The 21730-nt window shown below is 45.1% G+C and carries 21 protein-coding genes; 11 read left to right on the top strand and 10 right to left on the bottom strand.

From position 1 onward, the window contains the following. The first annotated feature begins 111 nt into the window (after positions 1-111). Complete coding sequence (locus tag AACT18_RS14195) at positions 112-624, top strand: GNAT family N-acetyltransferase (protein ID WP_013857407.1); 513 nt, start codon at positions 112-114, stop codon at positions 622-624. Here the strand turns inward: AACT18_RS14195 and AACT18_RS14190 are convergent. Both AACT18_RS14190 and AACT18_RS14185 read right to left on the bottom strand, forming a co-directional pair. Beyond that, entirely contained in the window at positions 584-883 is a 300-nt protein-coding gene (locus tag AACT18_RS14190) for a DUF3301 domain-containing protein (protein WP_017045584.1), read from the bottom strand. The two genes, AACT18_RS14195 and AACT18_RS14190, sit on opposite strands and share 41 nt — an antisense overlap. Before the next feature lie 11 nt (positions 884-894). After that, positions 895-1938, bottom strand: coding sequence for a DUF3549 family protein (locus tag AACT18_RS14185; protein WP_094125083.1), 1044 nt, complete (start codon positions 1936-1938; stop codon positions 895-897). Between the two features lie 122 nt (positions 1939-2060). Here AACT18_RS14185 and AACT18_RS14180 point away from each other — a divergent pair, with 122 nt between their 5' ends. Beyond that, positions 2061-2381, top strand: a complete 321-nt coding sequence (locus tag AACT18_RS14180; RefSeq protein ID WP_094125081.1) for a YqcC family protein — start codon at positions 2061-2063, stop codon at positions 2379-2381. Beyond that, positions 2375-3097 carry a tRNA pseudouridine(65) synthase TruC gene (truC, locus tag AACT18_RS14175; RefSeq protein ID WP_094125080.1) on the top strand — a complete coding sequence of 241 codons (723 nt, stop codon included), beginning with the start codon at positions 2375-2377 and terminating at the stop codon, positions 3095-3097. Before AACT18_RS14180 ends, truC begins: the two co-directional genes overlap by 7 nt. A gap of 109 nt (positions 3098-3206) precedes the next feature. On the opposite strand, the gene dxs is transcribed toward truC, so the two are convergent. From dxs to xseB, 3 genes are all read right to left on the bottom strand, one after another. Continuing rightward, a complete protein-coding gene (gene dxs / locus AACT18_RS14170; protein ID WP_094125079.1) occupies positions 3207-5090 on the bottom strand; it encodes a 1-deoxy-D-xylulose-5-phosphate synthase in 1884 nt (627 codons plus the stop codon). 19 nt (positions 5091-5109) lie between these two features. Next, positions 5110-5994, bottom strand: a complete 885-nt coding sequence (gene ispA, locus AACT18_RS14165) for a (2E,6E)-farnesyl diphosphate synthase (protein ID WP_094125078.1) — start codon at positions 5992-5994, stop codon at positions 5110-5112. Between the two features lie 148 nt (positions 5995-6142). Further along, positions 6143-6385, bottom strand: a complete 243-nt coding sequence (gene xseB / locus AACT18_RS14160) for an exodeoxyribonuclease VII small subunit (protein WP_010319093.1) — start codon at positions 6383-6385, stop codon at positions 6143-6145. A gap of 353 nt (positions 6386-6738) precedes the next feature. On the opposite strand from xseB, the gene pomA reads away from it, so the two are divergent. The 6 genes from pomA (at position 6739) to rlmM (ending at position 12834) form a co-directional block, all read left to right on the top strand. Beyond that, a complete protein-coding gene (pomA, locus tag AACT18_RS14155) occupies positions 6739-7503 on the top strand; it encodes a flagellar motor protein PomA (protein WP_017045579.1) in 765 nt (254 codons plus the stop codon). Between the two features lie 11 nt (positions 7504-7514). Further along, positions 7515-8459, top strand: a complete 945-nt coding sequence (locus tag AACT18_RS14150; protein WP_017044193.1) for a flagellar motor protein MotB — start codon at positions 7515-7517, stop codon at positions 8457-8459. A 162-nt stretch (positions 8460-8621) separates the two neighbouring features. Further along, complete coding sequence (gene thiI / locus AACT18_RS14145) at positions 8622-10070, top strand: tRNA uracil 4-sulfurtransferase ThiI (RefSeq protein WP_026028114.1); 1449 nt, start codon at positions 8622-8624, stop codon at positions 10068-10070. A 376-nt stretch (positions 10071-10446) separates the two neighbouring features. Then, on the top strand, positions 10447-11358 hold the full coding sequence (locus AACT18_RS14140; RefSeq protein ID WP_026027676.1) for a transcriptional regulator GcvA: 912 nt from the start codon (positions 10447-10449) through the stop codon (positions 11356-11358). Next, positions 11348-11746 (top strand): DUF423 domain-containing protein, encoded by a 399-nt coding sequence (locus tag AACT18_RS14135; protein ID WP_013857395.1) that lies wholly within the window; start codon positions 11348-11350, stop codon positions 11744-11746. Before AACT18_RS14140 ends, AACT18_RS14135 begins: the two co-directional genes overlap by 11 nt. Next, the gene (rlmM, locus tag AACT18_RS14130; protein WP_017045575.1) at positions 11743-12834 is read left to right on the top strand and encodes a 23S rRNA (cytidine(2498)-2'-O)-methyltransferase RlmM; all 1092 of its coding nucleotides are present in this window, start codon (positions 11743-11745) and stop codon (positions 12832-12834) included. The genes AACT18_RS14135 and rlmM overlap by 4 nt, the downstream gene beginning before the upstream one ends. Before the next feature lie 44 nt (positions 12835-12878). On the opposite strand, the gene xni is transcribed toward rlmM, so the two are convergent. The 5 genes from xni to queF all read right to left on the bottom strand — a co-directional run bounded on the left by xni (position 12879) and on the right by queF (position 20252). Further along, positions 12879-13664: a flap endonuclease Xni gene (gene xni, locus AACT18_RS14125; protein ID WP_094125077.1), complete on the bottom strand. Its 786-nt coding sequence runs from the start codon at positions 13662-13664 to the stop codon at positions 12879-12881. Between the two features lie 125 nt (positions 13665-13789). Beyond that, positions 13790-15157, bottom strand: coding sequence for a nucleotide 5'-monophosphate nucleosidase PpnN (gene ppnN / locus AACT18_RS14120; RefSeq protein WP_094143609.1), 1368 nt, complete (start codon positions 15155-15157; stop codon positions 13790-13792). Between the two features lie 301 nt (positions 15158-15458). Then, entirely contained in the window at positions 15459-17015 is a 1557-nt protein-coding gene (locus tag AACT18_RS14115; protein ID WP_017044199.1) for a GGDEF domain-containing protein, read from the bottom strand. A gap of 109 nt (positions 17016-17124) precedes the next feature. Then, the gene (locus AACT18_RS14110) at positions 17125-19392 is read right to left on the bottom strand and encodes a tetratricopeptide repeat protein (protein WP_094125233.1); all 2268 of its coding nucleotides are present in this window, start codon (positions 19390-19392) and stop codon (positions 17125-17127) included. A 14-nt stretch (positions 19393-19406) separates the two neighbouring features. Continuing rightward, on the bottom strand, positions 19407-20252 hold the full coding sequence (gene queF / locus AACT18_RS14105; protein ID WP_094125234.1) for an NADPH-dependent 7-cyano-7-deazaguanine reductase QueF: 846 nt from the start codon (positions 20250-20252) through the stop codon (positions 19407-19409). A 98-nt stretch (positions 20253-20350) separates the two neighbouring features. Between queF and syd the strand changes: the two genes are divergently transcribed. Then, positions 20351-20896 carry a SecY-interacting protein gene (syd, locus tag AACT18_RS14100; protein ID WP_176428331.1) on the top strand — a complete coding sequence of 182 codons (546 nt, stop codon included), beginning with the start codon at positions 20351-20353 and terminating at the stop codon, positions 20894-20896. 2 nt (positions 20897-20898) lie between these two features. Next, positions 20899-21675, top strand: coding sequence for a Zn-ribbon-containing protein (locus tag AACT18_RS14095; RefSeq protein WP_094125236.1), 777 nt, complete (start codon positions 20899-20901; stop codon positions 21673-21675). Positions 21676-21730: the final 55 nt, after the last annotated feature.

Here is a 21730-nt window from a genome sequence, read left to right as displayed (position 1 = left end):
GTTTAATTTTCGGCTTCTTTGCAAAAATAGAGTACCAGATTTTATCTGGGCTAAGGCGTATTGCCCTGAGCCTAGTTGAGTCTTTCGGTATTATTTTGCGGCTAACAAGGATTGTACGTGACAACCGTAACAAGAAGAACACTTCTTCTCCCTTACACCGATTCGTTAGAGTCTGATTTTTTGATGCTCAATTGTTGCGCCAAAAATCGGGCACAGATGAATGGCCCTAAAACGGTCGCTTCAGCAAAACAGCTTTTTCAACGAGTGCTTCATGATCCTCATTTGTACGCAATGGCGGTGTTAGATAATTATAACCGCGAATACATGGGGCATTTGTTCATTGAACTTGACGAAGAGCGAGCAGAACTCGGTTTTCTGTTTGATAAATTGTATTGGGGCAAAGGCATTGCAACTGAGGCATTGAAGGCTTTTTTACCTAAAGCGGCCTACCAATTGCAACGACAAAAAATTACAGCCACTGCTAATATTGGCCACCATGCCTCTATTGCGGTACTCAAAAAACTCGGCTTTGAGCTGTTGGGTGAGAAAGAAGATGTTTTTGGCCCTTATTGGGAATTTGAGTTTACATACGATGAGGCGGCAAATGAAAAGCAGATGGCCTAAAGCCTATCATTTGTAATTCACCTTGGTAGCAGTCGTCACCTAGTGCAGAAAACTCAAACCAATAAACGGTATGCCAACGCCAGAGTCCTTCTGGCGTTTTGAATTTGTGGCGTCCAAAAGCCACGCTGATCAGCTGTAAGTCGAGTTGTTCGCATTTTCGACTGATCGCCGCTTTTGCCAATTCGGCTTGGCGACGCTGTTGCCAGAAAAGAAAGCAGCCCAAGCTGAGTAATAAAATAGCCAATAGATCGCCTAGCATAAACATTCCAGTTATTGAGCTTTAGTTGTTTGTTGTAAGCGAATTAAGGCATCGGCTAATTCGATCGAAGGGCTAGAATGCAGCAGTGGCAGCAGTATCATTCGCAGTTCTGGCAGCATCACTAAATCAGCAAAGAGCTGGTTAAAGAGGGCTTGATTGCCTGTTTGCGCCAAGCGTAATAAAAACGTTTCGGCAAGTGATGGGTTAGACAATACATGCCACGAGCGCCCTGCAATGGCAATTAATATCTCTTGATGGCTCAAGCGTGGGCTTTGCAGAATACGTTCAACCAAGGTCGCGGTGAGTGCATTATTCGCACCTGATAAGGCTCGTATTAAAGCAGAGAGTAAGAACAGATCAGGTTCGTGGCTTTCGATGTGCAACATTGCCATCTCTTGCAAACGCAGCGCCAACTTATCATTCAACGGTGCACTATGTTCGAGTGCCCCAAGCAGGGCATACAAAGGCTGAGCGGGGAGGTGGTTTAATGCTTTCCTTAGTAACACGCTATTTTGTTCTTTGCTTAAACGAGCACAAATATCAGTAATGCCTTGTAAGCCGACCGTCTGCCAGTTTTCCCAGCCTAAATCCCCACTAAAATAGTGTTGCGCATGCTCATAATATTGGCTTGATGGTAGGTTCAACTGGGCGCGTATTTGGCTGTGGAATACTGCCATTTTGTCGTCGCTCGGTTTAAAGGTATAAGGGTTATTGGCAAGCTTTTGCTGCTGCTCATCGCTGAGGTCTTGATGCAAACGTGACCCCATCGCTTCAAGTACAAACTTGATGAAGTTACCTATCTCAGCTTGTTTGAGTAGGCCGCGTTCATCCAAAGAGAATTTAAGAAACCAGATCCAAGGTTGTTGGGCTTGGTTCCAATACGCGATGGCAAGATGAGCATGACGCTGCAATGGATAGGGATACGGTTGTTGACCTTTTTCTACTTGAGAAAAGTGTGTATTTTCAATCGGGCAGATGCGTCTTCCTAAATCAAAGATCCGATATTGGCTACCACTATTGGTGAGCAATTGGCTAAGCGTATGAATGGTATCCATGGATAAAGTGGCCTTAACTTGTGTTCTTGAATAACTATTTTTGATCAATAACTCTCTTTGAACAATAAATGGTACTCTATAGCCCATTTTCAAGGTCACTTAGCAAATTAACTTGGTGAATAATGACAGTAAGCACAGAACTGACCCACCTGTTGAAGCAATTAGAAACTCAGCTACGCAATACTCAGTGCTGGCAATCTCAGCCGCCAAGCGAAAGCGCATTGATGAGCACAGAGCCTTTCTCCATCGATACCCTCACTCCGGAGCAGTGGCTGCAGTGGATTTTCATCCCCAAAATGTTATTGGCAATTGAGCAGCAAACAGAGCTTCCTCAAGGGTTTTCGCTCACTCCCTATTTTGAAGAGGCATGGCAACATCAAGCGGAATTGGCTGAGGTGATTGCGCTGCTACGTTTGATTGATGAGGTAAGCCAAGCATGTTAGATATTCTGTATCAGGACGATGATTTGGTCGCCGTGAATAAACCCGCAGGAATGCTGGTGCATCGCTCATGGCTAGATAAACACGAAACGCAATTTGTGATGCAAACGCTGCGCGATCAAATTGGCCAGCATGTGTTTCCCCTACATCGATTAGATAGGCCAACTTCTGGCGTGCTCGTGTTTGCGCTCTCCAGTGAAGTGGCGGCGCAAATGATGCCGATGTTTGCCAACCATCAAATGGAAAAAACGTACCATGCGATTGTGCGTGGTTGGATTGAACAAGGGGATGTGCTTGATTACCCACTCAAAATCGAGCTAGATAAAATTGCCGATAAGTTTGCCAAACAAGATAAAGAAGCCCAAGAAGCGATCACCGCTTATCAACCATTAGCGACAGTAGAAGTGCCGTATTCAACCGGGCGTTTCCCAACCAGCCGCTACTGTTTGGTGGAAATGAAACCGCAAACGGGCCGTAAACATCAGTTGCGTCGTCATATGCACCATTTGAGTCATCCGATTATTGGTGATACCACTCATGGTGATGGCAAGCACAACCGCCTATTTCGCGATCATTATGACGCGCAGCGTCTGATGCTCCATGCCTCTGAATTACGTTTTACTCATCCGTTTACTGGCCAAGCATTAGTGCTTAAAGCTGGTTTTGATGAGGTATGGCAAAGGCTGTTTACTCAGTTTGAGTGGAGCCAGCCGATATAAAAACAAAACCCTCGCGATGCGAGGGTTTTGAGTATTGGGATGTAACTGAAAGTGATGTAGTTCATCAAGACATTCAGTTCATAAAAGTCGGCAGCGAACAAAAAACGAGCTACTTCGCTAGATACTCTTGAATGGAACGCTCGATGCCTTTGGCATCTAAACCTAATTCTGCATGCAGCTCTTCTTGTGTACCTTGAGCGATGAATTGATCAGGCAAACCTAAATTGAGTACTGGTTTTAGGATTTTCTCTTTCATCATCAATTCAATGACGCCGGCACCCGCACCACCTGCAATCGCATTCTCTTCCAAGGTCACTAGCACATCATGTTGCGCAGCCAGTTGGCGAATGAGTGTTTCATCAAGGGGCTTAACAAATCGCATGTCAGCTACTGTTGCATTTAGCTTATCGGCTGCTTCAAGCGCGTTTGGTAGGAAAGTACCAAAGTTGAGGATCGCGATTTTTTCATTCGCGATAGCGGTGTCACATTGGCGCATAATGCGTCCTTTACCAATCTCTAACGCACTAAATTGGGTTTGAATTTCGACTCCCATGCCATTGCCACGAGGATAACGCACTGCGCTTGGCCCTGTGTGTTTATGGCCGGTATAGAGCATTTGTCGGCACTCATTTTCATCGGCGGGTGCCATGATCACCATGTTGGGAATACAGCGCATGAAGCTTAAATCAAACGCACCTTGATGAGTTTGGCCATCAGCTCCGACTAACCCTGCGCGGTCAATGGCAAACATAACGGGTAAATTCATGATGGCAACATCGTGGATCAGTTGATCATAACCCCGTTGTAAAAAGGTTGAGTAGATCGCCACTATCGGATGATCTCCCGCAATCGCCATACCTGTCGCAAGGGTGACGGCATGTTGCTCAGCAATCGCCACATCAAAATATTGTTGTGGGAACTCTTTTGAAAAGCGAACCATGCCAGAGCCTTCGCGCATCGCGGGTGTAATCGCCATTAATTTTGGATCTTGCGCGGCCATGTCGCATAAAAAATCGCCAAAGATTTTAGAAAAAGTAGGTTTAGCATTGCTGCTTTTTGGCAGGCTAGTGTGGCTCGGGTCAAATTTAGGAACGCCATGGTAACCAATCGGATCTTTTTCGGCGGGCTCATAGCCTTTGCCTTTTTTGGTCATGATGTGCAAAAACTGCGGGCCTTTGAGCTCGCGCATGTTGCGTAATGTCTTGATAAGTTCAATCACATCATGGCCATCTACTGGGCCTATATAGTTAAATCCAAGCTCTTCAAACAAGGTGCCGGGTACGACCATGCCTTTCAAGTGCTCTTCTGTGCGGCGTACCAGCTCTTTGATAGGCGGTATGCCAGAGAGCACTTTTTTGCCCCCTTCACGGATCGAGGTATAAAGGCTACCGGAAAGCAGTTGCGCTAAATGATTATTCAGTGCGCCCACGTTTTCAGAGATAGACATTTCGTTGTCGTTGAGCACGACTAACATATCCGGATGAACGTCGCCAGCATGGTTCATTGCTTCAAAGGCTATACCTGCTGTGATAGCACCATCACCAATCACGCCCACCACTTTGCGATTTTTCCCTTCTTTACCTGCACTGATCGCCATCCCTAAGGCGGCACTGATTGAGGTGGACGAGTGGCCGACAGAGAGCGTGTCATATTCACTTTCTTCGCGCCAAGGAAAAGGATGAAGACCATCTTTTTGACGAATGGTCGACATTTGCTCGCGGCGACCAGTTAAGATTTTGTGTGGGTAAGCTTGGTGACCTACATCCCAAATCAGCTGATCGAAAGGGGTGTTATAGACGTAGTGTAGGGCAACCGTTAATTCAACCGTGCCTAAGCCTGACGCAAGGTGGCCACTCGACTGACTGACGGAATTAAGAAGGTAGTTTCTTAATTCATCACACAACGTTGGCAGAACCTCTTTTGGCAGACTGCGCAGTTCATCGGGTGTATTTGCTAAAGCCAGTGTTGGGTATTTTGAAATATCAAGAGTCATAATTTTGCGCGCTTATAGTTTAGTTCTTGCGCTCGACGACGTATCGGGCGAACTCTTCGAGTGATTCTGTATTGTAGGGTATTGCTTCCAAGGCTTGAAGAGCTTCCTGTAACAGACTTTGTGCTTTATCAATAGCACCTTGTAACCCTAGCAGCGCTGGGTAGGTACTTTTATTGAGTTGTTGATCCGAGCCTTGAGGTTTACCTAATGTCTCGGTATCGCTAACGATATCCAAAATATCATCTTGAACTTGGAATGCGAGACCAACGGCATCGGCATAGCGATCCAATTGTGGTAGTACCGCAAGCCCTTTTTCACCAGCCGCAAGCGCACCTAAACGGATTGCACAACGCATCAAGGCTCCTGTTTTATTGCGATGGATCTCTTCTAATTCCTGCACTGAAACCAGACGATTTTCCGCTTGCAGATCCAACGCTTGCCCTATACACATACCTTGAGCACCGGAAGCTTGAGCCAACATTTGAACCATCTTAATGCGGTTGACTTGCGCATGTTCGGCGAGTTGACCTTCTGCCAAAATAGTAAAGGCCAGTGTTTGCAGGGCATCGCCCGCTAAAATCGCGATGGCTTCGTCAAATTCGATGTGACAAGTGGCTTTACCGCGACGCAATTCATCGTCGTCCATCGCGGGAAGGTCATCGTGGATCAATGAGTAAGCATGAATACATTCTATTGCGCAGGCTGGGGTATCGAGTTTATCTGGCGTACAACCAAGCATTTGCCCTGTGATATACACCAAATAAGGTCGAGCTCTTTTGCCGCCAAGTAACAAACCGTAGCGCATCGCGTCAATCAACGGTTGTTTTTGGTGCGGTAAACGGCCTAACCAAAGGTTTAATTGGTCAATATTTCTTTGCTGATAGGAGCTCAGAGCCTCAATCATAGGGCACTCTTTCTACTAAGTTGTGGTATCTACTAGGTTACGATCGACCGTTTCCCTGTGACTTAATTGACAGGTTCATGTCACATAGCGAGCGATGAGATCGATAAATATGAGTCAGTAATAAGTATGTATCAGTAATACGTGCCTATTACTCAGGTAGTTCAGTAAAGTCAGAGAGTGGCGCGTCATCGCTCGCACTGAGCAAAATACTGACTCGCTGCTCCGCTTCACTTAACTTACTTTGTCCAGCACGAGCAAGGGATATTCCGCGCTCGAATTTTTTTAGCGCATCATCTAAGGCTAAATCGCCATTTTCTAGCTGTTCCACTAAGCTATCAAGTTCTTCGATTGTCGCTTCGAAGGACATATTTTCAGGTTTCTTGCTCGCCATAATCTTTTTATCTTGGTAAATATGCACGAAAGTTACCTTAGGGCGTAGTGATGGTCAAATTTAACCAACGATTTTTGTCTGAAAAGTCCCTCTTTTGGAACTGTCACTATCACAAATAATAAAAATAATAATACGATACTTAGCAACCAGACCGATATTTACTGAAATAGTGACGGTGACTCAGAATCTTGGCCATATCAGTGTGCTGGCAACAGTGCATCTTTGCTCAGTTTAGGTATAAACTGAATAGAGAAAATTTCGGTATGATCCAATAATTTACTTAAAGATTTGAATCTATTGCCGATAACGAGTTTAAACTCATTATCGCGGGTAAGCAGCATGAGGAGTGCTTTGTGGATTTAGCAACGCTGATAGGCCTGATCGGAGGCCTCGCTTTCGTTATCATGGCGATGATTTTAGGCGGAAGCCTAATGATGTTCTTCGACGTCACATCTATCTTGATCGTAGTGGGGGGCTCAACCTTTGTTGTTTTGATGAAATTCACGATGGGACAATTTTTTGGTGCAGCCAAAGTCGCAGGTAAGGCTTTTATGTTTAAAGCTGATGAGCCTGAAGATTTGATCGCAAAAATCGTGGAAATGGCGGATGCGGCACGTAAAGGCGGCTTTCTTGCATTAGAAGAGATGGAAATTACTAATAGCTTCATGCAAAAAGGGATCGATTTGCTGGTGGATGGCCATGATGCTGACGTGGTGCGTTCTGCGTTGCAAAAAGACATTGTATTAACCGATGAGCGCCATTCTCAAGGGTCTGGTGTATTTCGTGCCTTTGGTGACGTAGCGCCAGCAATGGGCATGATCGGTACTTTGGTGGGCTTGGTTGCCATGTTGTCTAACATGGATGACCCTAAATCAATTGGCCCTGCCATGGCCGTTGCCTTATTAACTACCTTGTACGGCGCTGTTCTCTCGAACATGATTTTTTTCCCGATTGCAGACAAACTTGCTTTGCGCCGAGACCAAGAAAAGCTTAACCGTCGTTTAATCATGGATGGCGTTCTGGCTATTCAGGATGGACAAAACCCACGGGTCATTGATAGTTATCTGAAAAACTACCTCAATGAAGGCAAGCGTGTTTTAGATGTTGATAGTGAATAACGGAGCCTGTAATGGATGATGAAGAAGGCTGTAAATGCCCACCTCCCGGCTTGCCGTTGTGGATGGGAACCTTTGCCGATTTAATGTCGCTGTTGATGTGTTTCTTCGTACTGCTGCTCTCTTTTTCCGAGATGGACGTACTGAAGTTTAAACAGATAGCGGGCTCGATGAAGTTTGCTTTTGGTGTGCAAAATCGTTTGGAAGTGAAAGACATTCCTAAAGGGACAAGCATCATTGCACAAGAGTTTCGCCCGGGCCGCCCCGAACCGACACCGATTGATGTCATCATGCAACAAACCATTGATATCACGCAGCAGACACTTGAGTTTCAAGAAGGGGATTCAGATCGAGCGGGTGGTGTTCAGCGTGAAGAAGGTCAATTGACTGGGGGGCAATCCCCTGAAACTTCAACGCAGAATAATCAAAATACTCAATCGGAAATGCAACAACAGCAAGCAGAATCTATGTCGCAAGAGATGGAAATTGTTGAACAGGACATCAAAAAAGCGTTAGCAAGAGAAATCGAACAAGGCGCAATTGAAGTTGAAAACTTAGGTCAGCAATTGGTGATCCGTATTCGTGAAAAAGGTGCGTTTCCCGAAGGTTCTGCATTTCTACAACCTAAGTTTCGTCCATTGGTTCGTCAAATTGCCGATCTGGTTAAAGATGTGCCGGGCATTGTGCGTATTTCTGGCCATACCGACAATCAAAGTGTCGATTCTGAATTGTATCGCTCAAACTGGGATCTTTCGGCTCAACGAGCGGTTTCTGTGGCGCAAGAGATGGAAAAGGTTCGTGGGTTTTCTCATCAACGACTCAGGGTGCGTGGTATGGCCGATACCGACCCAGTCGGCTCTAACGATACGGAAAGTGAACGTTCACGCAACCGCCGAGTAGAAATCAGTATCATGCAAGGTGAACCGCTGTACAGTGATGAAGTTCCATCCGTTCAGTAAGTTACGTTGGATTATGTAAAAACACATAGACGAGCGCTAAGGCTCGTCTTTTTTATGGTTATCACCTCGTGTATAATCCTGCGCCCTTAGCGGTGTATCAGTAGCAAGCAGAATGCGACCCATTGATTCACCACGTTGCCCAATCAGATTGCGAATAGAACTATGAAATTTATTGTTAAGCCCCATCCGGAAATTTTTGTTAAAAGTGACTCAGTACGCAAGCGCTTTACAAAAATTTTAGAGTCCAATATTCGTAATATCATCAAACGAAGAACAGAGTCGGTCGCGGTATTTAACCGTCGCGATCACATTGAAGTGGCTGCGCAAAGTGACCAATACTATCAAGAAGTCCTTGAAATTCTGACTCATACTCCTGGCATCCAGCAAGTGCTCGAAGTGCAGCAATCTGAGTTTAAGGATATGCATGACATTTACGAGCAAGTGTTAGCGCTCAGCCGTAATAACATCGAAGGAAAAACTTTTGTTGTGCGTGCTAAGCGTCGAGGAAAGCATGATTTTACCTCAATCGATGTTGAGCGTTATGTTGGTGGTGGTTTAAACCAAGCAGTTGAGAGTGCAAAAGTTCAACTTAAAAACCCGGACGTTACCATCAATATTGAAATAGCCGATGAATTGCTCAATCAAGTGATTGCCCGTTATAAAGGCTTAGGTGGTTTCCCTCTTGGCACTCAAGAAGATTTATTGAGTTTGATTTCTGGTGGTTTTGACTCGGGTGTATCAAGCTATTTACACATCAAACGTGGCTCAAAAGTGCATTATTGCTTCTTCAATTTAGGCGGCCCTGCGCATGAAATTGGTGTAAAGCAAGTGGCCCATTATTTGTGGAATAAATACGGTTCTTCAGCCAAAGTGCGTTTTATCTCGGTCGATTTCGAGCCTGTGGTGGCTGAAATCTTAGAAAAAGTAGACGATGGCCAAATGGGTGTGGTGTTAAAACGTATGTTTATGCGCGCCGCAGGCATGATAGCTCATAAGTTAAATATTGAAGCTTTAGTGACCGGAGAAGCGTTGGGTCAAGTTTCGAGCCAAACTCTAACTAATCTTCGTCATATTGATGGTGTGACAGATACTCTAATTTTGCGTCCTCTCATCAACTGGGACAAAGAAGAGATTATTAAAGTGGCGCGCGAGATTGGAACAGAAGATTTTGCCAAAACGATGCCAGAATACTGTGGGGTTATTTCAAAAAGCCCAACAGTTAAAGCGGTGAAAGCGAAATTAGAAGCCGAAGAGGCGAAGTTTGATTTCTCAATCCTAGAGCACGTAGTTTACAACGCTCGTCAAATGGATATTCGTGATATTGAGAAAGAGAGCCAAGAGCAAGCACCTGAAGTTGAACAAGTGACCGCTATCGAAAAAGATGCGGTGGTACTTGATATTCGTAGCCCAGATGAAGAAGATGACAAGCCACTGCTGATTGAAGGTGTGGAAGTAAAACATTTGCCTTTCTACAAGTTATCGACTCAGTTTGGCGATTTGGATCAATCGAAAACATATCTCTTATATTGTGCGCGCGGTGTGATGAGCCGGCTTCAAGCTCTTTATTTGAAAGAGCAAGGCTTTAACAACATCAAGGTATATCGACCTTAATCGTTATCTCGATACAGAATCGACCGCTCACGTTTTCGTGAGCGGTTTTTTTATGGCTCCGACTTAATCACAGACATAAAAAAACACCGCCCAAGGGCGGTGCTAAAGAATTTGACAGACAGGTCAAACAATAAATACAGGAAGTATATGTTTTGGTGCAGGGGATAACTGCACAAAACAGGATGGTAGAATTCTACCTCACTCGAAATACGAGTTTGCAAACACAACATCGCAACAAAAGCCAATTGATTCATAACTGAATCAAGCCGTTCAGGCCTTGTTGCGGGGTGAAATATAGAATTTCTCTAGCCGCTCGGCAATGGACAATTTATAATGTTTCAGATTAAAAAAACTAATCTAATTTTTGAGTGTACCTATGTCCAGAAGATTGCCACCATTAAACTCGCTGAAAGTGTTTGAAGCGGCAGCTCGCCAGCTGAGTTTTACTCGTGCTGCGGAAGAGCTATTTGTGACACAAGCCGCAGTCAGTCATCAAATCAAAGCGTTAGAGGAATTTTTAGGGTTAAAGCTATTTCGCCGTCGTAATCGTTCTCTGCTATTGACAGAAGAAGGGCAAAGTTACTTTCTCGACATTAAAGATATCTTCACCGCACTCTCTGAAGCCACCGATAAGGTACTAGAGCGCAGTGAGAAAGGGGCATTAACCATTAGTTTACCGCCGAGTTTTGCGATTCAGTGGCTCGTGCCGCGTCTGGCCGATTTTAACCAGCAAGAGCCGGATATTGATGTGCGTATCAAAGCGGTTGATATGGATGAAGGTTCGTTAACCGATGATGTGGATGTGGCGATTTATTATGGACGAGGTAACTGGCCTGGTTTACGCGCGGATAAGTTGTATCAAGAGTTTTTGATCCCGCTTTGTTCTCCTTCACTGCTGTTAGGCCCTAAGCCTTTAGAAACACTGGACGATCTAACACGCCATACTCTGCTACACGATACTTCACGTAAAGATTGGAAACAGTTTGCCAAAGAGAACGATCTTGAAGGGGTGAATGTCAACCACGGCCCCATCTTTAGCCATTCGACCATGGTGCTGCAAGCGGCGGCGCATGGGCAAGGTATCGCACTGGGGAATAACGTGTTAGCTCAGCCAGAGCTGGAAGCGGGTCGCTTGATTGCGCCTTTTGACGAAGTGCTGATGACTAAAAATGCTTTCTATGTGGTCTGTCACGAGAAGCAGGCCGATATGGGGCGCATCGCCACTTTCCGTGATTGGATGCTCAAAAAAGCCAGAAGGGAACAAGAGGTATTGTTAGATGAAGAGTAAGTTATTGCTCACTATCGCGGCTTTTATGGCGGGCGTTGGTGTCGCTCTAGGAGCTTTTGCGGCGCACGGCCTAAAAGCGTATTTAACCCCTTACTTGCTTTCGGTGTTTGAAACGGGAGTGCAGTACCAATCGATTCACGCTTTAGCCATATTAGCGTGTGGTATTTTGCTGCGTTGTCGTTTGGGATCGAAAGCACAAAAATATTTTTTCATTGCGGCAATTTGCTTTATCATCGGCGTCCTTTGTTTTAGCGGCAGTCTTTACGCTTTAGCACTCACGGGCATCAAGTGGTTTGGCCCGATCACGCCATTTGGTGGCGTGTTCTTTATGCTAGGGTGGGGAGTGTTTGGCTATGCAGCACTTAATATTCAAGAGGTGGACCAGTGAAACACGTAATGCTCTATTGTCGTGCAGGCTTTGAAAAAGAGTGTGCCGGAGAGATCCAAGATAAAGCGACTAAGCTAGAGGTTTTTGGTTTTCCTCGTTTGAAAAACAATACGGGTTACGTTTTGTTTGAGTGCTATCAGGCCGGTGATGCTGATAAGCTGATTAAAGAGATCGATTTCCAATCGCTTATTTTTGCTCGTCAGATGTTTGCGGTAGCGGCGGAATTTAGCGATTTACCTAAAGATGATCGTATTTCGCCTATCTTATCTGAACTCGCCGAACTTGAGGGTTTTCCGCGTTGTGGTGACATTCGCATTGAAACGCCAGATACCAATGAAGCGAAAGAGTTGCTCAAATTTTGTCGTAAGTTTACCGTGCCATTGCGTCAAGCGTTACGTGGCAAGGGGATTTTGTCTAACAAAGAGTCGGCGAAGAGACCTGTGCTACATGTCTGCTTTATTCAACCCGGACACTGCTTCGTTGGGTATTCGTACACCAACAATAACTCGCCTTTTTTCATGGGTATTCCTCGTTTGAAATTCCCAGCCGATGCGCCAAGTCGTTCCACACTGAAGTTGGAAGAGGCTTTCCATGTGTTTATTCCTCGTGAAGAGTGGGATGAACGTTTGGCTCCGGGAATGTGGGCGGTAGACTTGGGCGCATGCCCGGGGGGCTGGACTTACCAACTGGTGAAGCGTTCGATGTTTGTTCATGCTATCGACAACGGTCTAATGGCTGAAAGTTTGATGGACACAGGACAAGTGAAACACCATGCCGAGGATGGTTTTAAATTTGAGCCGCCACGCAAGAACGTGACTTGGATTGTGTGTGACATGATTGAAAAGCCAGCTCGTGTTGCGCATTTAATGGGGCAGTGGATCCTCAAGGGTTGGGCGAAAGAAGCCATCTTCAACTTAAAGCTGCCAATGAAAGGGCGCTATGATGAAGTTTTACAAGATATTGAAAATCTGAAAGTTTTTCTGATTAAAAATGATGTAAAGTTCCGCATGCAGGCAAAGCATTTGTATCATGATCGTGAAGAGATCACAGTGCATGTCCAATGCTTGTCGAACATCTCTCCGCACTAATGCTCCAATAGGTTAATTTAACGCTCCTTTCTAGGAGCGTTTTGCTATTCTGGATGGGATACTTGCGCTGAAAAGCGAATGTCTTGCAAATTAAAACCGAGCTCTATATCGGTCTTTAGTGTGGCAATGTGTTTGCAGACTCGCGCCATATCGATCTGCTCATCAAATTTTTTACGGTATTTCTTGGCCAAATCAGCACTGGCGTAGGCCGCTTCTATGTCGGGAAATTGCGTTAATATCTCTTTTGCTGCTTTGGGACCAATGCCGGCAATGCCGGGAACTTGGCTTGAACTGATGCCCGTTAATCCCCAAAAATCGGTTAATTGGCTCGGCTTTACGCCAAATTCCTGTTCAATAAAGGGTTGATCTAACCAACGATGTTGAAAGTAGTCACGAATTTGTAAAGTGGGGGAGAGTAGTTGGCAGTAGCCTTTATCGGTTGAAATGATCGTTACTTTTTCACCGTGGCTTGCCACTTTCGTGGCTAAGGTGGCCACCAAATCATCGGCTTCATCACCTTCCGAGAGCAGTGAATCAATCCCTAATTCCCACCATGCTTGCTGAATGGCGTCTAAGCCAAGTTGCAGTGCTTCTGGCATCGGCTTCCGGTTCTGCTTATAAGTCGGTAGAAGCTGTGCTCTCCAGCCCCGGTCTTGGAAGTGATGATCAAACACGGCGATGATGTGGGTCGGTTGAGCTTCATTGATGATACGGTGCAAGGTGCGCGAGGTTGTCTCTATGGTTCTTGCCATATCGTTAGGATCGGGTTGTGCGGAGTGCACCCGACGGATCAAATTCAAAGCATCAATGATGACAAGGTGTAAAGACATAACGACCAAAAAATAAGGGCTTAATAAGCCCTTATTGTAATGATCTCACTTAATATTGCCACTCATCCCCGGCATAAGTTATTTTTGCCTTTAATGGTTAATGGTTAATGGTTAATGGTTAATGGTTAATGGTTAATGGTTGCAATTTTATAGCAAGGTTCATAAGCACTGCCGCCGGGCAGCTTCATTCGGTGTTGTGCAACGAAGTCTTTTAGCAATAGATCCATTTTTTTCATCAATTGGGCATCGCCATCAATGATGAATGGGCCGTGACGTTCAATTTCTCGAATGCCTTCCGCTTTCACATTACCAGCGACAATGCCAGAGAAGGCGCGACGCAAGTTAGCAGCGAGTACTTCTGGTTTTTGGTTTAGGTGTAAATCCAAGTTGGCCATACTGTCGTGAGTCGGTTCAAAAGGCAGTTGGAACTCAGGCTCGATTTTGAGGGACCAGTTGAAACTATAAGCATCACCACTATCTTTACGATGCTGACGAACCAGCGGCATCGCTTGGCTCATGATACGCGCCGCTTTTTCTGGATCATCAATGACGATTTGATAATGTTGGCGTGCTTTTTCACCTAATGTTTCGGCAATGAATGTGTCGATTGAACGGAAGTAGGCTTCGCTCTCTTTTGGCCCAGTCAGTACAATTGGCATTGGTTGGCTTGCGTTATCTGGGTGCATCATGATACCCAAAATGTACAGCAGTTCTTCCGCTGTTCCTGCTCCACCGGGGAAAATAATGATGCCGTGCGCCATTCGCACAAAAGCTTCTAGTCGTTTTTCAATATCCGGCATAATCACCAGTTCGTTCACAATCGGATTTGGTGGCTCGGCGGCAATGATCGACGGTTCGGTTAAGCCAAGATAGCGTTGTGCGGTATAGCGCTGTTTAGCGTGTCCAATGGCGGCCCCTTTCATTGGCCCCTCCATAGCACCTGGTCCGCAGCCTGTACAAATGTTCAGTTCACGCAAGCCCAGTTCATGGCCCACTTCCCGCGTATATTGGTACTCAGCAGGGTTGATCGAGTGTCCACCCCAACAAACCACTAAGTTAGGTTCAAGACCGGGAACCAAGGCACCGGCATTACGCAAAATACCAAATACTAAGTTGGTGATGTGAATGGCATTGGTGAGATTTAGGCGCTGATTATCCGCCAGATGCATGTTGACATAAACGATATCGCGCAGGACCGAAAACAGATGTTCTTGAATTCCTTTAATGATCTGCCCATCAACAAAGGCATGTTCTGGTGGATTCGTCAGCTCTAGCTTGATACCGCGTTCACGGCGCATGACAGTGACATCAAAAGATTTATATTTTTCAAGAAGTTCTTTTGAGTTATCCGTATGGCTACCAGAGTTAAGTACCGCCAAAGTGCAGTTGCGGTACAGTTGATATAGATCGCTCGACGCGGTCTTTTTTAGACGCTCAACTTCAAGTTGAGAAAGCAGATCCATGCTGCCTGTAGGGCTGATATGAGTAATCATACTGGCCTCCTTAGTTGAGAAGTAAGGAAAATGTCCACGCTACGACTAAAGTTGGTTTTTATATATACCCGCTTAGTATGGAGTATAGGTCATGGTTCGTTTAGTGACGGATGTGCGATAGGACGACATAACTGATTGAAATTACAGTATCAATCTAGTTCTTTTCTCGATTGTTAGGAAATGTTTATGCAAGCAGAGTGTGATGTTAAGCACGCTTTAGTTTGGTTTTGTTCAAATAGCGACCAGTTAAGGCCGCGATTTGAATGGGTTTCTTTTGTCTACATCCGATCTGGACTTGTGTTTATTTCCAAACTACTTGGTTAGGGCCGAAACTCTTGGCTTCTAGTAACGAGCGGCGTAAACGTTCAAGTACTTCCTCTGGCGTATCGGAGTCTTTAAAACAGGTACTCGCGGCTGAAAGTGTAATCGTAATACTCTTGTCTCTGAACTTGAAAGGGAGCCTCGATACATGACGTTGAATGTTTTTTACCACCTTGAAACAGTGATTATCTTCTTGATCGGGAAGTAAAATAATAAATTCTTCACCAGAGAAACGTGCCACGGTATCCGTATCGGATGCTTCTTTGGATATGGTGCGGGCAATAATTTTAAGGGCTTTATCACCTGCCGTATAGCCAAAGCTATCGTTGATAGTTTTGAACTTATCAATATCAAAGATTACGATTCGGAAAGTGTGTTGAGCTCTTATCCAGCGCCGATATTCCAGCTCAAGGTGGTCATTAAAGGCCGTGCGATTATAGACTTTTGTCAGTGGATCAAGCAGCAAGCGCTGAGACTGATCTTCCAATCGACGGCGATAATCTTGGGTGAGCTCAAACAGAGCTTCCATTTGATTTTTGCCATAATTTAAGCGTTCAATCAGTGCCTGCTCGCGTTGCTCTGCATGACTTAAGCGTTCAGAAAGTGACGCCATTTCGCATAATATAGGTGAAACGGAGAGCTTAAGATCGTCAATCGCCACAGAATCTTTGATTAGGGTTTGGCTTTGGGTAATCAAAGCGGCGAGTTCAGCATTCATCTCTTGGCGATGTTCAAAGTAACTCTGGCTTTGGTCTGCGTTGTGAGTGCTACTTTTAATGTGTTTTGTGAGTGATGAGTTGACCTGTTCTAAAAACTTCTCAGATGTTTTTCGCTCACTGTTGGTGCCATCAATCACCAGTTTTAGAATCTCTAACGTTAACTCTAAGAGCGTTGATGTCGATACGCCAATCAACAGCTTGGCACGAATATCTACCAGTAGTTCCCCTGATTCACCTTCAAAATCCAATTCAGTGATCAGGTGTTGCAGTTCATCGGATAGCTTGGTCAATAGCTCTCTATCCGCGACATGCAGCTCGCTGATGGCCGTATTCGGGTTCGCTGTTATTATTTTGATTGCACGTTCATAAATCCCAAGCAGTTGAATCGCTTGTTCGGCTTTAGGCTGAGCTTCTGAAAAACTGAGCAGATCACGCAAATCACGCTTAAGTTTGGCGGGTAGGCCAGCAACGCGAAGTAATGTTTCCCCACAATGTTTGATTTGAGAGTCCAAATGAGAGTTTTCTTTTTCCATAACCAAAGTTTGTTGCTTCAACATGCGCTCCAATACGGCTAAGCGAGGTATGAGCGTGCTTACATCTTTTTGTTGCTCTAGAGCTTCACGAAGATCCGATAAATTAATATTTAGCTGATGATCATTACCCTGACACGCCAAGCTTAATGATGCGACGATCCGTTTTAGGACAGTATGTTCTCGTTTAAATTTGAACGAAGTGTCCCTGTGTGTCAAACGAACCTGTTCCAACTGAGTTTTCAGCTGCTGTAACTGTGTTTGAATATCCTGTTCGAGAGCGCCCATGTACAACTAAACTAAACTGCGAGGATCGTTAGGATCCTATTAATTGATTTATCGATAATAACAAATTAATTGCCCACGTCACTGCTTTAACACATTGAATGCCGAGTAATTACCCATCTTTTAGGAGTTTTTTGATGCTCTCCTCATTCTTATAAGAAGAATGCACTTTTATCAACCCTTGATTGATGGCGTGCTTGCATGATTTGCGAATATTGTTGGAGGCAAAACTAGCGGCTGGAGCGTTATCGATCGCTTTTAAGTAGACCCAATGGCTTGCTCCTTCTCTCATACTTAGCTCACGAGCTGTGTTAGTTGCCATCAGCAGAATATCGAGCAGCTCTTTATCATTAATCGCCATATAAGCTCTTGGCAAAAATGGGTAGTCGGCGATGCCCATTCGTATTGTACGGTTTAAGCGACGTTCAGGTTGAAATTCATCTATCCATTGCTGAATTTGATCGAATGCGATTTCAGGCGGTGTATTGCGATCGGCATTCGGTTCGATATAGAGCAGATTGGAATCTGAAAAGTGATAAATCCGATTCGGTTCTTTGATTTTCGATTTTAAAAACTGACCAAATTGATGCTCCAATTCTAAGCCAGCTGAATAGCCATGTTCTAAGTACATGTTGCGCAGAAAGGGAATATCAATCATCACAAAGCGGAGGCGATCACTCAGTGGCTCGTGGATGAGTTCACCAATATACCACGGCTCAAAATGACGGCTGCTTTTTTGCATCGCTGAAGGAAGCTTAGCATTGAGCATGCGCAGGTTACGTAAGCGAGAGCGAGAATGGGTAAAGAGCGTGCTGTTGAGTTCATCGATTTCTTCATTTTGCAACTGGATAAGGTAGCCTCTACGCAGTAACAGTAAAAATAAAATAATGGAGATGATAAACAGAATAAAAGCGATCTTTTTGAACTTATTATACTCTTCTTGAGTTTTGAGCAGCGCTTTTTCTTGCCCGACCAGATGTAAGGTTTGTTCTACAAACTCTTTTTGTTGACGAAAAGCATCTTCACTGATCTGATTGAGTTTTTCTTGGCGTATTTGCGATAGTGCATTGCTGCGTTTTATGTTCTCTAAGGCCTGTGCGTACTGACCGTTTTGCTCATAACCCAAGGCCAGTAACCGATAGGCATGCTCTTCAATCTCTTCATCTTGCATCGTTTTAGCAACGCTTAAGGCGTGTTGAGCGTTGCTGATGACCACATCGGCTTGTTTTTGGTGAAAGGCCAATCCTGAATGCAGTAAGTAAGCCTGTGCTTTTAAACGAGGATAATCTTTCAGCTCAAGCAAGTCTTCAGCGCGAGTGAGATACTGGTCAGTTAATGGGTAGTTATAGAGACTAAGGTAGGTCGCCGCCAAACTAATACGCACTTCAATGACTTTTTCCAGATCATTGCGGCTCGTTTCGTGATCGATCACGTTGAAGTAGTGAACGAGCGCTAGATTGTATTTACCTTGCTGGTAATAGACATCGCCCATACGTTGCAATACATCAGCCAAGGCTGGCGACTTGTTATAGCCGTCATAAAAATCGGCGGCTTGAGACAAATGCTCTAAAGCCTTATCGAGCACTTTTCTTTCAAAAAAAAGCTGAGCCAGTAAGGTATTAGTTTTAGCGAGTAGGGCGCTTGAGTTGTTTTCAATCGCGCCCCAATAGGCAACTAGCAACTCAGATAAAGCGCGATTGTAAAAGCCATGAGTGAGAAAATGTTGACCAATAACAATCTGATATTCAATCACGGTTTTCGGTGAGGAGATCGAATCAATGTAAGGCTTTAGGTCAGCAAAAAGCTTATTGGCCAGTTCGATATCATTGGCTTTTGAGGCAATTTCTGCTTTGAGCAGGGTAATTTTATAATCGAGACCTTTTGCCACTTGATCCGCATTTTTGATGGCATCATATTGACTGCTGATCGCGCGTAGCGCCTGCCGAGCGGCGCTTGCATCATTATTATTGAGCCAAATTAGACGAGTTTTGAGTATTTGTACATCCGTGGCTAAATAAGGCAATTGATAGTGTTGCGTGAGCTCTTCAGCAAGTTTTAACGCGGCCAGTGCGGCATCCATATTGTGCAACTGGAACTCTGCTTTGGCTAAAATCTTTAACGCATCAACGCTGCTGCCCGGTGTTCGAATCCGACTGTCGCTTTCATCGCGCGCCATCACTGATGATGATTTTTCTGATTTTTCGGCCAACTTGCGCTGAGTCAGATACTCAGTGGCTAGGGTTTTGGCTTGATTCGGTGAGATATCAATCAACCCATTGGCTTCATTTAACATTGGCGACGAGTAGATAGTGGCTTGTGAAGCCAATGAAAACAGAGCCAGAGTTAAACTGAGCAAAAGTGTCCAGCGCACGTTGATCATCCTAATGCTAATCCTTATTGACGGGCCATACGTTGGTTATGTGTTGGCCGTTCTTGTTCGGTTGAGCGAAATGGGTTGATATCCAAACCGCCGCGGCGAGTGTATCGAGCGTATACTGTTAACTGTGTCGGTTGGCAGTATTGCATAATGTCGGTGAAGATGCGCTCTACACACTGTTCGTGGAACTCATTATGTTCACGAAATGAGACGAGATAACGTAACAGTGCTTCTCGATCAATTTGTTGACCTTGATAATGAATTTCGACGCTGCCCCAGTCGGGTTGATTGGTGATTAAACAGTTCGATTTCAGTAAATGGCTGTGCAGTGTTTCATTGACTTGCTCACCACGCGCGGCACTTTTCAGTAAGCTGGCATCAAATTGGTAACTTTCAATCTCAATATCTTGTCCATCAATGCATTCACCTTGCATAGTCACAATCGCTTGGCCAGTGTAATCGCTCACCGGGTTGAGAGTGACACTGACTGGCGCGCCGGCACAGGCCGATAAATCGTTGGTTAAGCGCTGCGTTACTTCATCCCAACTGGCTATTTTGCTTTGGTTATAGCTATTGAGGTAGAGCTTAAAGGATTTAGATTCAATCAAACTAGCACTTGTCGCAGGGATAGAAACCTCGCCAATTGCCACTTGTGGTAACCCTTTTTCATTGAGCCAAGAGAGCTCGTACAAAGTCCAAATGTCACAGCCTTTAAACGGTAAGCTATCCCCCAAATGCAGATCATCACGGTTTAAGCTACGAGGGACAGGTTGCAGTAAGCTTGGATCGTACTGTTTGGCGTAGTCGGTTTTTTTGCCAAGGGTTAACCCTGCCAGCGCTTTGGCATTGGAATATTTGCTCATACTTTCACGTCAATTCGATTAGAATAAGCAGAATTTTACGCAATCCTAGGGTTGCTGTCATCACACAAGGCAGCGACTCATCAATTTTGGAGCACTTCATGGCACAAACTGCCGAGCAAGCCTTACTTTCATTTACTCAACGTTATCTTGACGCTTACCAAACAAAGCATGGCGAGTCTCCTCGTAATGATGAGTTGGCTGAGTTGGATTCCCCTTGCGCAGTGATGAACGACCAAGACAGTGTGCTGTGGAAGTCCGTCGTCAGATCGGTTACAGCTGATTTTTCTAACGTAGAAGCAGCGATTGAATTGACTCTACATTCTGATATTAAAGCCTTTTATGGCGTACAGTTTTGTGCGGACATGCCCGCTAAATGGCAAGGCAACGAGCTCGCTCTATTGCAAGTGTGGAGTGAGGATGATTTTGTTCGTTTGCAGGAAAATATCCTCGGTCATTTGGTGACTCAGCGCCGACTAAAACTCAAACCAACCGTGTTTATTGGTGCAACCGATGCGGAGATGGATGTAATTTCGATCTGTAACCTTTCTGGCCATGTGTTATTAGAACGTTTAGGTACCGATAAACGCGACGTGCTGGCCGAAAGTGTGGCCGAGTTTTTCGCTAATTTAGAACCTGTGGTGTAACGATGTACGTGGTTGAATTGCAGTTTGAGTGTTTTGATAACACGACTATTTCGGCGGTAGATAAAGCGATTAATGGCCTAATGGATGCTTTACGCTATAACGGTCAAGTGCTTGGGCGTGAATTCCCCATCGTGATGGGAGAGGGCGAGTTCTTTGTGCGGGTGGTTTGCCCAGAGCAAGAAAGCTTACACCCTAAGTATCATTCTGATTTTGTTAGGGTGTGCCTGAGTCGCTTGACGGAGGCTAGTTTGCTGGCTCCGAAAGCCCGTTTGTTGGGGCGCGATCTTAATTCTGAGCAAGCCGCTGATGATGTTTTGCCTAGCTGGCAGATACTTTACACCACTTATGTACACACTTGTTCTCCGCTGCGCAGTGGTGACACATTGCTGCCGATCCCTTTATATCGTAATTCTGCGACCTTAAATGGCGATCATAAAGCAGTGATCAAATGGCAAACAGAGTGGCAGGCGTGTGATGAACTTCAGATGGCGGGTGGTTGCCGAGCAGAACACGCTGCATTGCACGAGATTTGCGATGTGGACAGTGTGCTGTTTATTAGAGGATGGGATTTACGAGGACGAATTGAGTTTTTGACCCACATCCCTACTTATTACTACCAGTATCGAGTTGGCGGCCAGAGCCTAGCGGACGAACAAGCCAGAAAATGCCCGAAATGTGGGGGAGAGTGGCTACTCAATGAACCGCTGCACGACATTTTCCATTTTAAGTGCGACCCGTGCCGTATTGTGTCCAATATGTCTTGGGATCATATTAAGTAAGCAGGTGCGTGTTGTTGATACGAAAAAGCCGATACATCGCGTATCGGCTTTTCTG

The sequence above is a fragment of the Vibrio sp. V04_P4A5T148 genome (genome assembly GCF_963875605.1).
Lineage (GTDB): Bacteria > Pseudomonadota > Gammaproteobacteria > Enterobacterales > Vibrionaceae > Vibrio > Vibrio anguillarum.
This window is presented reverse-complemented; position numbering and strand designations above follow the sequence as displayed.

What these genes read in the sequence shown, in the direction of transcription:
- AACT18_RS14110 (WP_094125233.1), bottom strand. Translation starts at nt 19,392, where the DNA reads ATGATCAACGTGCGCTGGACACTTTTGCTCAGTTTAACTCTGGCTCTG.
- AACT18_RS14140 (WP_026027676.1), top strand. Translation starts at nt 10,447, where the DNA reads ATGTCCAGAAGATTGCCACCATTAAACTCGCTGAAAGTGTTTGAAGCG.
- xni (WP_094125077.1), bottom strand. Translation starts at nt 13,664, where the DNA reads ATGTCTTTACACCTTGTCATCATTGATGCTTTGAATTTGATCCGTCGG.
- AACT18_RS14135 (WP_013857395.1), top strand. Translation starts at nt 11,348, where the DNA reads ATGAAGAGTAAGTTATTGCTCACTATCGCGGCTTTTATGGCGGGCGTT.
- AACT18_RS14115 (WP_017044199.1), bottom strand. Translation starts at nt 17,015, where the DNA reads ATGGGCGCTCTCGAACAGGATATTCAAACACAGTTACAGCAGCTGAAA.
- AACT18_RS14190 (WP_017045584.1), bottom strand. Translation starts at nt 883, where the DNA reads ATGCTAGGCGATCTATTGGCTATTTTATTACTCAGCTTGGGCTGCTTT.
- AACT18_RS14185 (WP_094125083.1), bottom strand. Translation starts at nt 1,938, where the DNA reads ATGGATACCATTCATACGCTTAGCCAATTGCTCACCAATAGTGGTAGC.
- xseB (WP_010319093.1), bottom strand. Translation starts at nt 6,385, where the DNA reads ATGGCGAGCAAGAAACCTGAAAATATGTCCTTCGAAGCGACAATCGAA.
- AACT18_RS14150 (WP_017044193.1), top strand. Translation starts at nt 7,515, where the DNA reads ATGGATGATGAAGAAGGCTGTAAATGCCCACCTCCCGGCTTGCCGTTG.
- thiI (WP_026028114.1), top strand. Translation starts at nt 8,622, where the DNA reads ATGAAATTTATTGTTAAGCCCCATCCGGAAATTTTTGTTAAAAGTGAC.
- syd (WP_176428331.1), top strand. Translation starts at nt 20,351, where the DNA reads ATGGCACAAACTGCCGAGCAAGCCTTACTTTCATTTACTCAACGTTAT.
- queF (WP_094125234.1), bottom strand. Translation starts at nt 20,252, where the DNA reads ATGAGCAAATATTCCAATGCCAAAGCGCTGGCAGGGTTAACCCTTGGC.
- ppnN (WP_094143609.1), bottom strand. Translation starts at nt 15,157, where the DNA reads ATGATTACTCATATCAGCCCTACAGGCAGCATGGATCTGCTTTCTCAA.
- truC (WP_094125080.1), top strand. Translation starts at nt 2,375, where the DNA reads ATGTTAGATATTCTGTATCAGGACGATGATTTGGTCGCCGTGAATAAA.
- AACT18_RS14180 (WP_094125081.1), top strand. Translation starts at nt 2,061, where the DNA reads ATGACAGTAAGCACAGAACTGACCCACCTGTTGAAGCAATTAGAAACT.
- ispA (WP_094125078.1), bottom strand. Translation starts at nt 5,994, where the DNA reads ATGATTGAGGCTCTGAGCTCCTATCAGCAAAGAAATATTGACCAATTA.
- dxs (WP_094125079.1), bottom strand. Translation starts at nt 5,090, where the DNA reads ATGACTCTTGATATTTCAAAATACCCAACACTGGCTTTAGCAAATACA.
- AACT18_RS14095 (WP_094125236.1), top strand. Translation starts at nt 20,899, where the DNA reads ATGTACGTGGTTGAATTGCAGTTTGAGTGTTTTGATAACACGACTATT.